This window comes from Paenibacillus sp. FSL H8-0175 (genome assembly GCF_045040615.1).
Classification (GTDB): Bacteria; Bacillota; Bacilli; order Paenibacillales; family Paenibacillaceae; genus Paenibacillus_AQ; species Paenibacillus_AQ odorifer.
Genome location: NZ_CP150299.1, coordinates 3,833,239 through 3,847,081, shown reverse-complemented (window position 1 = coordinate 3,847,081; position 13,843 = coordinate 3,833,239). Strand labels below are relative to the sequence as shown.

General features: G+C 43.3%; 14 protein-coding genes and 2 riboswitches. Of the genes, 13 read left to right on the top strand and 1 reads right to left on the bottom strand.

Annotated elements, in window-relative coordinates:
* The first annotated feature begins 107 nt into the window (after positions 1-107).
* The 9 genes from MHH46_RS17075 (at position 108) to murB (ending at position 10,535) form a co-directional block, all read left to right on the top strand.
* Positions 108-1,424 carry a hemolysin family protein gene (locus MHH46_RS17075; protein ID WP_036687555.1) on the top strand — a complete coding sequence of 439 codons (1,317 nt, stop codon included), beginning with the start codon at positions 108-110 and terminating at the stop codon, positions 1,422-1,424.
* 198 nt (positions 1,425-1,622) lie between these two features.
* A complete protein-coding gene (locus MHH46_RS17070; RefSeq protein WP_076190444.1) occupies positions 1,623-2,339 on the top strand; it encodes a DsbA family protein in 717 nt (238 codons plus the stop codon).
* The gene (locus tag MHH46_RS17065) at positions 2,336-2,800 is read left to right on the top strand and encodes a disulfide oxidoreductase (protein ID WP_076126701.1); all 465 of its coding nucleotides are present in this window, start codon (positions 2,336-2,338) and stop codon (positions 2,798-2,800) included. Before MHH46_RS17070 ends, MHH46_RS17065 begins: the two co-directional genes overlap by 4 nt.
* Before the next feature lie 194 nt (positions 2,801-2,994).
* A riboswitch (cyclic di-AMP (ydaO/yuaA leader) is annotated at positions 2,995-3,154 on the top strand.
* Positions 3,155-3,278: 124 nt separating this feature from the next.
* Positions 3,279-5,096: an APC family permease gene (locus MHH46_RS17060; RefSeq protein ID WP_076190231.1), complete on the top strand. Its 1,818-nt coding sequence runs from the start codon at positions 3,279-3,281 to the stop codon at positions 5,094-5,096.
* A gap of 203 nt (positions 5,097-5,299) precedes the next feature.
* Positions 5,300-6,307 carry an iron-hydroxamate ABC transporter substrate-binding protein gene (locus MHH46_RS17055; RefSeq protein ID WP_081387755.1) on the top strand — a complete coding sequence of 336 codons (1,008 nt, stop codon included), beginning with the start codon at positions 5,300-5,302 and terminating at the stop codon, positions 6,305-6,307.
* Positions 6,308-6,527: 220 nt separating this feature from the next.
* Entirely contained in the window at positions 6,528-7,583 is a 1,056-nt protein-coding gene (locus tag MHH46_RS17050) for an iron ABC transporter permease (RefSeq protein WP_076126697.1), read from the top strand.
* Entirely contained in the window at positions 7,583-8,617 is a 1,035-nt protein-coding gene (locus MHH46_RS17045; RefSeq protein ID WP_076126695.1) for an iron ABC transporter permease, read from the top strand. The genes MHH46_RS17050 and MHH46_RS17045 overlap by 1 nt, the downstream gene beginning before the upstream one ends.
* A 55-nt stretch (positions 8,618-8,672) precedes the next feature.
* Positions 8,673-9,473 carry an ABC transporter ATP-binding protein gene (locus MHH46_RS17040; protein WP_036687549.1) on the top strand — a complete coding sequence of 267 codons (801 nt, stop codon included), beginning with the start codon at positions 8,673-8,675 and terminating at the stop codon, positions 9,471-9,473.
* Between the two features lie 150 nt (positions 9,474-9,623).
* Positions 9,624-10,535, top strand: coding sequence for a UDP-N-acetylmuramate dehydrogenase (murB, locus tag MHH46_RS17035; RefSeq protein WP_036687548.1), 912 nt, complete (start codon positions 9,624-9,626; stop codon positions 10,533-10,535).
* A gap of 64 nt (positions 10,536-10,599) precedes the next feature.
* Here murB and MHH46_RS17030 read toward each other — a convergent pair whose 3' ends face one another.
* Positions 10,600-10,935: a hypothetical protein gene (locus MHH46_RS17030; protein ID WP_036687547.1), complete on the bottom strand. Its 336-nt coding sequence runs from the start codon at positions 10,933-10,935 to the stop codon at positions 10,600-10,602.
* A gap of 312 nt (positions 10,936-11,247) precedes the next feature.
* Positions 11,248-11,291: riboswitch (PreQ1 riboswitch) on the top strand.
* A gap of 163 nt (positions 11,292-11,454) precedes the next feature.
* Between MHH46_RS17030 and queF the strand changes: the two genes are divergently transcribed.
* From queF to queE, 4 genes are read left to right on the top strand one after another with little or no spacing between them, the layout of a single operon-like run.
* Complete coding sequence (queF, locus tag MHH46_RS17025) at positions 11,455-11,928, top strand: preQ(1) synthase (RefSeq protein WP_036687775.1); 474 nt, start codon at positions 11,455-11,457, stop codon at positions 11,926-11,928.
* 29 nt (positions 11,929-11,957) lie between these two features.
* Positions 11,958-12,620 (top strand): 7-cyano-7-deazaguanine synthase QueC, encoded by a 663-nt coding sequence (gene queC, locus MHH46_RS17020; RefSeq protein WP_076138738.1) that lies wholly within the window; start codon positions 11,958-11,960, stop codon positions 12,618-12,620.
* Positions 12,620-13,102 (top strand): 6-carboxytetrahydropterin synthase, encoded by a 483-nt coding sequence (locus MHH46_RS17015; protein ID WP_036687544.1) that lies wholly within the window; start codon positions 12,620-12,622, stop codon positions 13,100-13,102. Before queC ends, MHH46_RS17015 begins: the two co-directional genes overlap by 1 nt.
* On the top strand, positions 13,095-13,817 hold the full coding sequence (queE, locus tag MHH46_RS17010; protein WP_076190232.1) for a 7-carboxy-7-deazaguanine synthase QueE: 723 nt from the start codon (positions 13,095-13,097) through the stop codon (positions 13,815-13,817). Before MHH46_RS17015 ends, queE begins: the two co-directional genes overlap by 8 nt.
* The last annotated feature ends 26 nt before the right edge of the window (positions 13,818-13,843 follow it).

Here is a 13,843-nt window from a genome sequence, read left to right as displayed (position 1 = left end):
ATTGATACTGAAAGGAACAACCGGCAAGCATTTTGCCAATACTCTGAAAAAACGAAGGAGGTGGGCCTATCCATCCATGTACGGAAAATGGTGGATAGGAGTATAAATTGAGCGACCCTTTACCCGGTATATTACATGTTGGTCTTATTATTTTGTTGGTATTGTTAAACGGATTTTTTGTTTCAGTCGAATATGCAATGGTGAAAGTACGAAGTGGTAGAATTGATACCCTGATTGAAGAAGGTAGTAAAAAAGCTTTTAATGCAAAAAGCATTGTCAGCAACCTGGATGGCTATCTCTCAGCCTGTCAGCTCGGCATTACATTGGCTTCGCTTGCATTAGGGTGGCTGGGTCAACCAGCTATAGCTAATCTTATCGGGCCTTTATTAGGAAGCATAGGTTTAGGAGAAACTGCTGTTAATGTTGTATCTTTGGTTATTGCTCTTATGTTCATTACTATCTTGCATATCGTATTAGGTGAGCTTGCACCTAAGACCATTGCTGTTAACAAGGCTGAATCTGTCCTTTTACTAACAGCAGGACCGATGAATGTATTTTACAAAATCATGTATCCAGTGATATGGATCGTTAATGGGCTGGCGCGTGGTTTACTGCAAATTTTCCGATTAGCCCCGGCTTCAGAGCTGGGAACGGCGCATACGGAAGAAGAAATTCGTATTATCATGCAGGAAAGTAACAAAAGCGGCTTTATCGATAATACTGAAATGGCGTTAGTTGACAATATTTTTGAATTTGTGGATACCATGGCTCGGGAGATCATGATTCCGCGGACAGAGATGATCTGTCTGAATAATCATGTTTCTGCTGAGGAGAACCTTGAGATTGCCTATGATGGCATGAGGACACGTTATCCCGTCTGTGACGGTGATAAGGATCATATTTTAGGCTTCATCCATATAAAGGACTTAATTAAGGATCGTCCACAAAGTTATCAGAAATTAATTCGTCCAATATTGACCGTGCCGGAATCCATTCAGATTAGTGCTTTGCTGAAAGTTATGCAGCGTGCGAAGACACAAATCGCCATATTGATCGATGAGTATGGGGGTACTTCAGGAATGGTGACACTGGAAGATATCATGGAGGAAATTGTTGGAGAAATTCAGGATGAATTTGATGAGGAACGTCCCGGTGTTGAGAAGCTTGGCGAGGATGAACACTCCATTGACGGTTTGATGCTTATTGAAGAGATTAATGATCTTTTAGGTCTTCATATGGAGACTGAGGATTACGATACGATAGGCGGCTGGCTGTATTCTAAATTGGAGGTTAATCCACCTCAAAAAGGGCAATCCGTAGAATTTGATGATCATCTATTTATTGTAGAAGAGACTGAGAATAAGCGAATTTCTCGAATTAAGCTATTGCGGTTACAGTTATTGAATGAAGAAGCTGGAGCTTGATGGAATTTTATATTTTTAAAATAAAGAGCAGCGTTTCTCCTTTTGGAGTCACGCTGTTTTTTTTGACCATACTGTTTGCCAAAAAGAGATTAATAATTATATAATTTTAAATGTATATGATAAAAACTACATTAGTCCCTAGAGGACAGAAAGGAATTCTCCTTGAGTAAACCTAAAAAAAGTCCAAATGTTCCCCAGTTGAGCAAACAAGAGAAACGACGGGTAGAACAGGAGCAACAGAAGCAGAAAACGAGAATTTTAGTTATTAGTTCAATAGCTGTAGTAGTTATCATTTTTGTTGGATTGTTTATGTTAGCTTCGAAAGATGCAGCAAAGAATGTCTCTACAGGAGAACCGGTAGAATTCAATTACAGTGAGCTACCTAGGATTGGTAATGAGGATGCACCTGTTAAGCTTGTTGAATTTGGTGATTTCAAATGTCCAGCTTGTTCCCAATTTGCTGGCTCCATGAAACCGAAAATTGTTCAAGATTTTGTCAACGAGGGAAAAGCAGCTCTTTACTTTGTAAATATGGCTTTCGTTGGTCCTGACTCTGAGACAGCTTCACTAGCTGCATTGTCTGTATACCATCAGAATAAGGATGAATTCTGGAAGTTCTATGATGCTGTGTATGCGCAGCAAGGGGATGAGAGCGTGGAATGGGCCACTGAGGATTTCTTGGTAAGCCTTGCTGAAAAAGAGAAATTAGCGATCGATTACGATCTGTTGCGTAAAGACATCCAAGAGAAAACTTATGTAAATGAGCTGAAGAAAGACATTCAGTTGGCAACTGACGCAGGCGTGACAACTACGCCTTCGCTCTACATTAATGGAGTAAAAACGGCTGAACCTTTCGATATTGAAGCGATTACATCTGAAATTAACACCGCCGCAAAAGCAGTGGAGGCAAAGTGACAAAATTCCTATCTTTTTGCAAGCGTAACTGCCTCTATCTGGCCTGGTTCGTCTCTTTGGTTGCTGTAGCTGGTAGCTTGTATTTAAGTGAAGTCTTGAAGTATGAACCTTGTAAGCTTTGCTGGTTTCAGCGGATTTTTATGTATCCGCAGTTATTTTTGTTGGGAATTGCCACTTTCCGTGGAGATAAGCGCATCATTCCTTATGTGCTTCCATTAAGTTTGATTGGTGGCAGTATCTCAATCTATCATTATGCGGAACAGAAGATTCCAGCGTTAAGTAAAGTTCTACCTTGTACAGTTGGTGTTCCTTGTAATAAAGATTACTTGAACTACTTCGGATTTATAACGATTCCTTTGTTAGCTTTAATAGCGTTTGCTCTAATAAGTCTCCTTCTTTGGTATGGACGTAGGGAAGAAGAAGTGATTGAAGTAGATGCTGAGGAGAGCTTAGGATTTTAGTTTTTACTTTGGAAGGTACAAAAAAGCTGAAAAGGTATTAAAATCACGGGCTAGAGGGATAATTGAAGATAATGAAAGAGAGCATCCAATAAGACGCTATATTTGAGCTTATTGGATGTTTTTTCATTCTTTTTTCATTTTTTTCAACGCTTTACTGTAGGCACTTTGTAGACTAATATTAGACCTTGTGAGAAGTTGAATATGCGCTGAATTTTCTTAGGAAAAACGGGGGAACCAAACTTGGCATTCATGCCAATGGGGTGAATCGGAACCGGGTCGAACAGACCTCTACCGTAGGGCTATAACCACAGCCCGAATCCGCCAGCTAACCTCGTAAGCAAGGTGGGAAAATGACCATGCATAAGCATGCGGATCATTTCCGTATGCTTATTTTTGTGTCTGCATTTATGAAATCCACCGATGAAAACAGCGCACGGAAATTCCGTTTCAGCTCCCAAAGAAAGGAACTGTATCCACCATGGTAAGCAAGGTAAAACGACTATTGATCGGACGTCCGATGAAGTCGAATGAACTCGATCATGAAAAGTTATCCAAGGTTAAAGCACTGGCTGTCCTGTCTTCTGATGCGCTCTCGTCTGTAGCCTACGGAACGGAACAAATTCTGATTGTACTGGTGGCTGCCGGGTTTACTGCCATCTGGTACTCCCTGCCAATTGCATTAGCCGTATTGGGCCTGCTGGCCATCCTGATTTTATCCTATCGGCAGACGATTTTTGCTTATCCGCAAGGAGGCGGAGCTTATATCGTAGCCAAGAATAATCTTGGTATTCCGACAGGGCTGCTCGCTGGGGGTTCATTATTGGTGGATTACATTCTTACCGTAGCGGTTAGTGCCTCGGCAGGGACGGATGCGATCACATCGGCTTTTCCAAGTCTTCATAATCATACTGTTCTCATCGCTGTATCTGTTATCGTTCTATTAACAATCATTAATCTTCGCGGAGTGACTGAATCGGCTTCATTTATCGCAATTCCAGTGTATTTGTTTGTGGTTTCGATTGTTGTTCTGATTATCTCCGGTATCGTTAAATATGCAATGGGTGGCGCTCATGCGAATGTTCCTGAAATAGGAAGCGCCGTATCTAATGTAAGTTTGTTTCTACTATTAAAAGCGTTTAGCTCTGGTTGTTCAGCCCTAACGGGGGTTGAGGCCGTATCTAATGCGATCCCAAACTTTAAGGCACCGGCTGAGAAAAATGCAGCCAAGACGCTAATGATCATGGGACTTATCCTTGGCTTTATGTTTACCGGAATCACTGTGCTGGCGTATTGGTATGGGATTGTGCCAGATGAAAAGGCTACGGTTGTCTCTCAGATCGCTGAATCGACCTTTGGCCGTGGCGGATTGTACTTTTTCATTCAAGGGATTACAGCAGTGATTTTGTTCTTGGCAGCTAATACAGCATATTCAGCGTTTCCGCTGCTCGCCTTTATGTTTGCAAAAGATAAATATCTGCCACATGCATTTATGGTCCGTGGTGACCGCCTGGGCTTCTCAAACGGCATTATTTTTCTAGGAGTTATGTCTATCATACTTGTGACTGCATTCCATGGGAATACGGAAGGTTTGATTCCATTATATGCGGTTGGCGTGTTCATTCCTTTTACCTTATCCCAACTGGGGATGATGGTGCATTGGATCAAAACAAGACCCGCTGGATGGGTGAAAAGATTTGTAGTAAATACCATCGGTATGCTGACTACATTGACGATTACGCTTATATTTATCATTACTAAATTCTCGAGCGTATGGATGGCATTCATTTTCTTACCTGCTGTAATGTTCGTGTTCCACCGTATTCATAAGCATTATTTGAACACTGCGGATCAACTGCGTATATGTCCGGCTACTGATAAACCTGTAATTAAAGGAAGTACTGTAGTTGTTCCTGTTGCAGGGGTTACACGTGCTGTATTACATTCCATCAGCTATGCGAAGTCTCTAACAGATAATGTTGTTGCTGTGTATGTAGGCTTTGATGAAGAAGACATTCATAAGATGGAGCAACGGTGGGAGGAATGGAATCCAGGTGTACGCCTGATTGTTCTTCGTTCCAGATATCGTAGTATCATTCGTCCGTTAGTGAAGTTTATCGATACGGTAGAGTGGAAGACCGCTGCGACGGATCACATCACGATTCTGATTCCACAGTTTATTACCAAACATTGGTGGCAAGCCGTGCTTCATAATCAGACCAGCTTTTTAATCCGCTCGTATCTAATGAATCAAAAGGACGTTGTAGTAGCGACTGTCCCGTATCATTTAAATAAATAAGTAGAAGATTAAAGATGAGGTTATATCCGGAACGTTCGGAATATAACCTCTTTTGTATTTTATATGAAGGAAATTGTTGCAAATCCACAGAATTTGAAATTTATATGTTGACACAGAGAATGAGAATCAATATCATTTAAAAGTGAAGCAGAGGTAAAGGTCACCTTTGAATATCAAAGCAGTTACATATAGGAGGGTTTTTAATGTTTTGGCTTAACAGAAAAAGATCAGGAAGCATGAAAGTGACGATGAGCGGACTAATAGTGATGACGCTAATACTTTCCGCTTGTGGTAATAATAATGCTGAAAGCTCATCAAATGCAGGAACAGCGCCTACAACAGCGCCTACAGCAGAATCTACAGAGGCACCTGCTGCACCTAAGACGTTAACAGATGCAATGGGTCATAAAGTAACGATTCCGGCTAATCCACAGCGCGTTCTGGGTTCATATTTGGAAGACTCTTTGGTAACTCTGGGTGTAACTCCAGTAGCTCAATGGTCAGTTACAAATGGCGTTCAGGATTATCTGGCCACTGAATTGAAGGATGTTCCTACAATTAGTTACGACCTTCCGTTAGAGGCTGTAACCAGCTTTGCTCCGGATCTTATTATCATCCCATCGGAGTCTTCTGTTCAGAACGGGGTTTACGATCAGTTGAATAAGATTGCACCCACTTATGTAATTGGGGATGAACTAAATCAAGATTGGCGCAAATCGTTGCTCAAGATGGGTGAGATTTTGAACAAAACCCCTGAAGCAGAAAAAGCCATTAAAGATTATGATGTTAAAGCAGCGGCTGCGAAAGAACAGCTTGCAGGAGCTATTGGACAAGAGTCCGCGGCTATTTTATGGTTGGTGCAAAAAAACTTCTATATTGTAGACGAAACCCGCAGCAGTGGAGCTGTATTATATACAGACCTTGGCGTAACGCTGCCTAACTTAGTAACAGAGATCCCAGTAGGAACAAGAGCAACTTGGAATCCGATCTCACTAGAGAAGCTTTCTGAGCTGACCGCAGATCATATTTTCCTTGTAAATAGTGATAAGACTGAAGGTTCGGAGATCCTAGATAGTGCAATCTGGAAGGGCATCCCAGCTGTAAAAGCTGGAAATGTGCATGAAATGAGCTCAACAAGCAGCTGGCTTTACAGTGGGGCGAACGCTGGCAGCAAAATCATTGACGATGTGCTAAAAAGTCTTGTGAAATAAAAGTCGTAATTCACCATGAATGAGACTGATCATTTCGGTGGGGAAGGGCGTGCAGATCAAGTATCTCGGGATACAAAGATCTGCACCATTTTTTTATAAACCAATCCCATAGTACGGAAAAATCGTTCCTGCAATTGTACAACATAAATATTTTTGCGATAATGAGAATGATTGTTGTTATCATATAAACCATTGTAACTATTGAATAAGGAGACGACTCATGGTTTCACCCTCAGATTTCGCAAATCGTATTAAAAATGAACCCAAAAAAGCTCTACATACCCGACCGGCAGCTGCCATTGGTATTCTTATTTTTGGACTTGCTGCTATTGCCTTCGGATTGGCACTTTCGGTCTCAGTGGGTGCGGCAGATATCAAGTTAGCTACGGTATGGGAAGCTATATTTCATTTCAATCCAGATTTACAAAAACATCAGGTGATTAGAGAACTGCGATTTCCACGTGCTATTGCTGGCGCCTTAGTCGGTGCTTGCTTCGCAGTAGCAGGGGCTATCATGCAGGGGATGACAAGAAACCCGCTTGCGGATTCAGGGCTGTTAGGTTTGAATGCAGGAGCAGGGGTAGCGCTGGCCATAGTATTTGCTTTTGCACCCTCACTCTCATTCACATCACTAATGTTGTATTGCTTTATCGGTGCCGCTGTGGCCTCTTTTATCGTATTCGGAATCGGTTCGCTTTCTTTTAATGGCCTGACCCCCTTGCGATTGATATTAGCAGGTTCGGCAGTTAGTGCTTTATTGGTTGCTATTAGTCAGGGAGTAGCTATTCTTTTCAACTTATCTCAGGACATAGCCTTCTGGTTAGCTGGTGGGATGGGGGGAGCTAGCTGGACTCAGATCAAGATTATATTCCCTTGGGTGGCCGTAGCCTTAATTGCAGCGATGATGTTATCACGATCCGTCACATTGCTCAGCTTAGGAAGAGAAGTAGCGGTTGGTCTGGGGCAGCGGACAAGGTTAGTTCAATTGGCATGTATGATTGTTGTGGTTATCTTAGCTGGAAGTGCGGTTTCAACGGTTGGCCCGATTGCTTTTATAGGACTAATTATTCCACATGTTACTCGTTATTTCGTTGGAGTGGACTACCGCTGGATTATCCCTTGCTCCGCAGTTCTAGGGAGCTTATTGATTATCTTTGCAGATATTGCCGCAAGAATGATAAATGCACCGTATGAGACACCGCTAGGAGCTTTAATTGCCATCATCGGCGTACCGTTCTTTATTTATTTAGCGAGTAAGCGGAAGGGGGAGCTGTAATGCCCAAATTAACCCTTACTCCAGATGAAAAAGAACGCCGCACACGCGCCCTAACGGTGTTATCACTCCTTGCTATACTGATCGTCGTTGTGTTTATAGTCAGTATGAATACAGGGTTTATGCGTCTATCCCCACTAGAGGTATTACATACACTCATGGGTGATGGAACACATCAGCAAAAGCTTATTTTATTTGATTTCAGATTACCCCGCATCGTAATTTCATTGTTAGTTGGAGCGGGCTTTGCAGTATCGGGCTGTATTCTACAAAGTCTCGCACGTAATGCACTCGCTGAACCGGCTACGCTGGGCATAAGTGCTGGTGCAGGTTTTGCGGTAATCATTTTTATCTCGTTTTTTCCGGCTACAACAGCAGCTCCGGTATTTGTCTTGCCTCTCCTAGCACTTGGTGGGGCTGGCCTGACCGCAGCTTTAATCTATATTCTTGCCTACCGGAAGGCAGATGGTCTGTCTCCTACAAGGCTGATCCTTATCGGGATTGCGGTCGCTGCAGGAATCAATGCTTGCCAGCTTGTATTGGCACTTAGGCTTGATCCTAATAATTATCAATTTGTAGCTACTTGGATCGCCGGGAAAATATGGGGTGGGGATTGGAGATTCGTCCTTGCTTTGCTGCCTTGGATCGCGATTCTGTTACCGTTCGCCTTCTATAAAGCCCGGGTTCTAAATGTATTGAATCTAGGGGACCATACTTCATTAGGTCTAGGAATGCGTGTGGAGAAGGAACGTATTCTCCTTCTGGTAACAGCCGTAGCGCTTGCCGGCTCCTGCGTCGCGGTAAGTGGAGGTATTGGCTTCGTCGGCCTGATAGCACCACACCTGGCTCGCAGGCTCGTGGGACCCCGCCATCAGGTGTTATTACCTGCTAGTGCTTTGACAGGGGCGCTTCTTATGATTACCGCTGATACCATCGGCAGATGGGTGCTGCAACCTGCGGAAGTTCCGACTGGCATTGTGGTTGCGATTATTGGCGCACCTTACTTTTTATATTTACTCGCCAAGTCGAAAGCGTAAATTAGTTCATACTTAGGAGCATAGCTCCATAAAACTTTTAAGGGAGTTGTAGATCATGTCAGAACGTTTGAATACAGAAGAATTAAGTATTGGGTATGCTGAGGCTACTATAGTTAAGGGATTGAACTTGTCTATCCCTACGGGGAAAATCACCGCACTAGTGGGCGCTAACGGCTCCGGTAAATCTACAATCCTCAAAACGATGGCCCGGATTATGAAGCCGAAGAGTGGCACCGTAATGCTGGACGGCAAATCGATCCATAACTTTTCAACTAAAGAGGTTGCTCGTCAGCTAGCGATTCTACCGCAGAACCCAACGGCTCCTGACGGTCTGACGGTATCTGAGCTGGTCAGCTACGGTCGTTTCCCTCATCAAAAGGGATTTGGCACGATGACCGCAGAGGATCGCAACATCATCTCCAACGCCATCTCTGTTACGGGCATGGAATCTTTTCATGATCGCCCTATTGACCGTCTCTCTGGTGGACAACGTCAACGCGCTTGGATCGCTATGGCGTTGGCTCAAGAAACAGATATTTTATTCCTTGACGAGCCTACAACGTTTCTAGATATGGCGCATCAGCTCGAAGTTCTTCAACTTTTGCAAAAGCTGAATGAGGAAGAAGGCCGTACCATTATCATGGTCGTGCATGATTTGAATCATGCTACTCGTTATGCGCAGCATATGGTAGCGATTAAGTCCGGTACTGTAGTTAGCGAAGGCTCACCTACTGAGGTTATGACACCAGATGTATTGCGGGAAGTGTTTGGAATTGAAGCGGATATCGTTCCGGATCCACGTACGGGTGTGCCACTGTGTCTTCCTTACGAGCTTGCTGCCTATAAAGCTGTGTAATTATCATCTAAAATCATACAACGAACAGGCTCCCGTCATTGACAAGGGAGCCTGTTCGTTGTTACAGTTGTGGTTGCCTACAATTTCATAATAACTCTTTAAAATAGATCAAGGACCATCATTTATACATGGTTAAAGGAGCATGAAAACATGAATATTGACAAAATTCAAGATGACCTAGAGCAGCTAATGACTGCAGGAAAAGTGAAAAGTCATGAGAATTTAAAAGATCACGTGTACACTAAAATGGGCGGAAAAGCTGATATTTTGGCTGCACCAGCTACTTATGATGAAATTCAAAAGATTGTTACATATGCAGAACAAAATGGGATAACCCTTACGGTACTTGGGAATGGCTCCAATGTGATTATCCGTGATGGAGGGGTACGTGGAATCGTTCTGCAAACGGCAGGACTGACCGAAATGGGAATTCGCGACAATCTCTTATATGCGCAATGTGGTGCCAAAATAATTGATGTTTCCAGATATGCGCTTGATAAGGAGCTTACGGGTCTTGAGTTCGCCTGTGGCATTCCAGGAACAGTTGGTGGAGCGCTCTATATGAACGCAGGTGCTTATGGCGGTGAGATCAAAGATGTCCTGCATAGTGCACTAGCTATAAATAAGAACGGGCAATTGGTAACTCTGCAAGGAGATGAGCTGCAATGGGGATACAGAAAAAGTGTATTCGCAAGCGGTGAGTATATTGTACTTGAGGCCAAATTTGCTATGACTTCCGGTGATGTTTTAACGATCAAGGCAAAAATGGATGAACTAACATATTTACGTGAATCGAAGCAACCGCTTGAGTATCCATCCTGTGGGAGTGTATTTAAGCGGCCTCCAGGCCGTTTTGCAGGACAGTTAATTCAAGAGAGCGGCTTACAGGGTACAAGAATCGGCGGTGCTGAGGTATCCAAGAAGCATGCGGGATTTATTGTGAATGCAGATAATGCAACAGCCAGTGATTACATCGGGCTAATCCACCATGTAAGAGCGACTGTGAAGGATAAATTCGGTGTAGAGCTTGAAACTGAAGTGGAGATCATTGGAGAAGAATAAATGATAAGCAAAAAGAGCCCGCAGATCGCTGTGGGCTCTTTTTGCTTATCATAATCATGTTCGTTTAATCTACTGAAAGGGTGTAATTAGCTCTGTCCGTAGTTATTTCTGCCTTGCGGTCGGCTAAGTCTACGATTTGAAGACCTTCAACAGCTAAATCATAAGTGGATTGTGGCAGGGATACCAGTTCACCATCGGCGTTAAGTGTGCTGCCGAAACCTCTTAATATCAGTGCACTTCCAAGATATTCATCAATTACGTCATCTGCACTCCGGAAATCTACGGACTCTAAATTGAAATGAACTTTATCCAAATCACGAAGTTCTTTCTTTTCAATAGCGATTGTTTCATTCAAATGATTGTTAAGCCAATCCATAAGCTGCTGTATACTTTGTTCCATAAAATGCTCCCACCCTTAGCTCGAAGATTATTATGAATAAGTTACCCCTTTCTTAGGATTTGAATCCTTTTTTTTGCCACATCTTAATTAACCATATGAATAGTTCATGTAATTAAAAAGAAATCCGCGATCAAATTGCCGTGGTTTTTGAGCTTCCTAATCTCTACATACGCAGGTCTATCCACGTTAATCTGGAGTTATTTGCTGATCTATATAAGGTAACAGTAAAGAGTAGAACTTGTCAGGAGCGGGCTACCCATGGTATAGTTCAAGACGCAATATGCTTTAAGAAGAAGTCTGCGCTAAAGTTGTGCAGGAGAGGTTCGCGAACTCCCTCTATAAAAAACTAAGAATATATTAAACAGTACAAGCGGTTGCTGTCCTTTATCCGGACGTTGCTTCCGTTTCTTCTTAGTGGAGCCAAGTTTTCGAAATCTCGTTCTTCTTTCCATTACCGGCCAAGGCCGAAGGAAAAGAGAGGGGTTTTTTGTCGTGTCAGAAGGAAGATTGAAAGAGGAAATGCAAGAAGTTACTTTGCTTGGTAATCAGGGAACACAGTACAAGTTTGGTTATGATCCAGACATTCTGGAGGTGTTTGATAACAAACATCCCGGGCGTGATTATTTTGTTAAATTCAACTGCCCTGAGTTCACTAGCTTGTGTCCTGTAACGGGTCAGCCGGATTTTGCCACGCTGTATATTTCGTATATTCCTGAACAAAAAATGGTGGAATCCAAATCATTAAAGCTGTATCTGTTTAGCTTCCGCAACCATGGTGATTTCCATGAGGACTGTGTCAACATTATTATGAATGATCTGATCTCACTGATGGATCCGCGTTACATTGAGGTATGGGGCAAGTTCACTCCGCGCGGAGGCATTTCAATTGATCCTTATTGCAACTATGGAAGACCGGGTACGAAGTATGAGGCGATGGCGGAACACCGCTTAATCAATCACGACCTCTATCCAGAAAAAGTGGACAACCGCTAAATTCCAACTTGTGATAAGGAGAGATTCATATGAACAAAAAAGCACTCGTCGTATTCAGCGGCGGACAAGATAGCACCACTTGCCTGGTTTGGGCATTGCAGCAGTATGAGGAAGTGCAGGTAGTTACTTTCAACTATAATCAACGTCATGCGGCTGAAATCGAAGTTGCAACAGAGATAGCAGCTAAGTTTAATGTAAAACAGCATATTCTTGATCTGGGGCTGCTCAATCAGCTGGCACCCAATGCACTTACCCGTCAGGATATAGATATCGTGGCTGGTGAAGGAGATGAGCTTCCAAGTACTTTCGTTGATGGACGGAATTTGTTGTTTTTATCTTTTGCCGCAATATTAGCTAAACAACTGGGGTACTCCCATATCGTCACTGGGGTTTGCCAAACGGACTTTAGCGGTTATCCGGACTGCCGTGATGTTTTTGTGAAATCATTGAATGTTACGCTGAACTTATCTATGGACTATGAGTTTGCGATCCACACTCCCCTAATGTGGCTGGATAAAAAAGAAACGTGGAAAATGGCCGATGAACTTGGGTATTTTGATTATGTTCGCGAACACACACTGACCTGTTACAACGGTATTATTGGCAGTGGCTGCGGTACTTGTCCAGCCTGTCTATTGCGTCAGCGTGGTCTTGAGCAATATGAGGCGGAGAGAATGGAGGCCGGTTCTTAATGCTTAACGAGGTTTCAGTCTGCAAAATATTTACGTTCGATGCGGCACACCAGTTAGTGGGACACAAAGGGAAATGCAGCAACCTGCACGGACATACTTATAAGCTCGAAGTAGTGCTTAAGGGCAAACCTATGGCCGCGGAAGGCCACTCGGATGAAGGCTTCGTCATTGATTTCAGCGATATCAAAATGACAGTACAACAAAGCCTTGTAGATCGTTTAGATCACGCTTTTCTTGCCATGGGAAATGAACCTGTGTTAGAGACGTTAACGAATACGGGCTCCAAAGTAGCCTTGTTGTCTTTCCGCACCACAGTAGAGAATATGTCTTCATATATTGCCTACAAGCTTAAGCAAGCAGGGTTGCCTTTGTACTCGGTAAAGCTATGGGAGACTCCAACCTCTTGGGCAGAGGTGCTGGCTGAAGATGTTCCGGATGAAGGGCCATCCTACCGTTTGTATGGAGGCTGTGACTGTGAGTAAGATTCCTGTAATTGAAATGTTCGGTCCAACTATTCAAGGCGAAGGTGCGGTAATTGGAGTGAAGACGATGTTTGTCCGCACCTATGGCTGCGATTATCGCTGCGGCTGGTGTGACTCCGCTTTTACTTGGGATGGTACGGCTAAGAATAAGGTTCGCATGATGGAAGCAGAGGAAATCATAAATGAATTATTGGCGTTAGCTGGAGATAATTTCGACTGTGTTACGATTTCAGGCGGTAATCCTGCCTTGATTGGTGAAGGAATGGGTACCTTCATCAATCTGCTTCATGAGCGTGGAATAAAAGCAGCGATAGAAACTCAGGGGAGTAAATGGCAGGATTGGTTCAATGACGTGGATGTGCTGACAATTAGTCCTAAACCCCCAAGCTCAGGAATGACAACGAATTGGGAAATGCTAGATAACATCATGAGTAAGATGGAGAAACTGGGTCGTTCTACGCATAGCTTGAAGGTCGTAGTGTTTGATGATAATGATTTTGATTATGCGAAAAACGTTCACCAGCGATATCCGAATGTGCAGCTCTTTCTGCAGCCTGGTAATGATGATGTCACGGAAGAGGGCAACATTTCTGCTCGGCTTCTGGGAAGGCTGGAGTGGTTGTTTAATAAAGTAATCGTGGATTCGGGTATGAACAAGGTTCGTGTACTTCCACAGCTGCATGCATTGATCTGGCATAATAAGCGTGGCAAATAAATGTTTGATGAAATCGTCCGGGTATC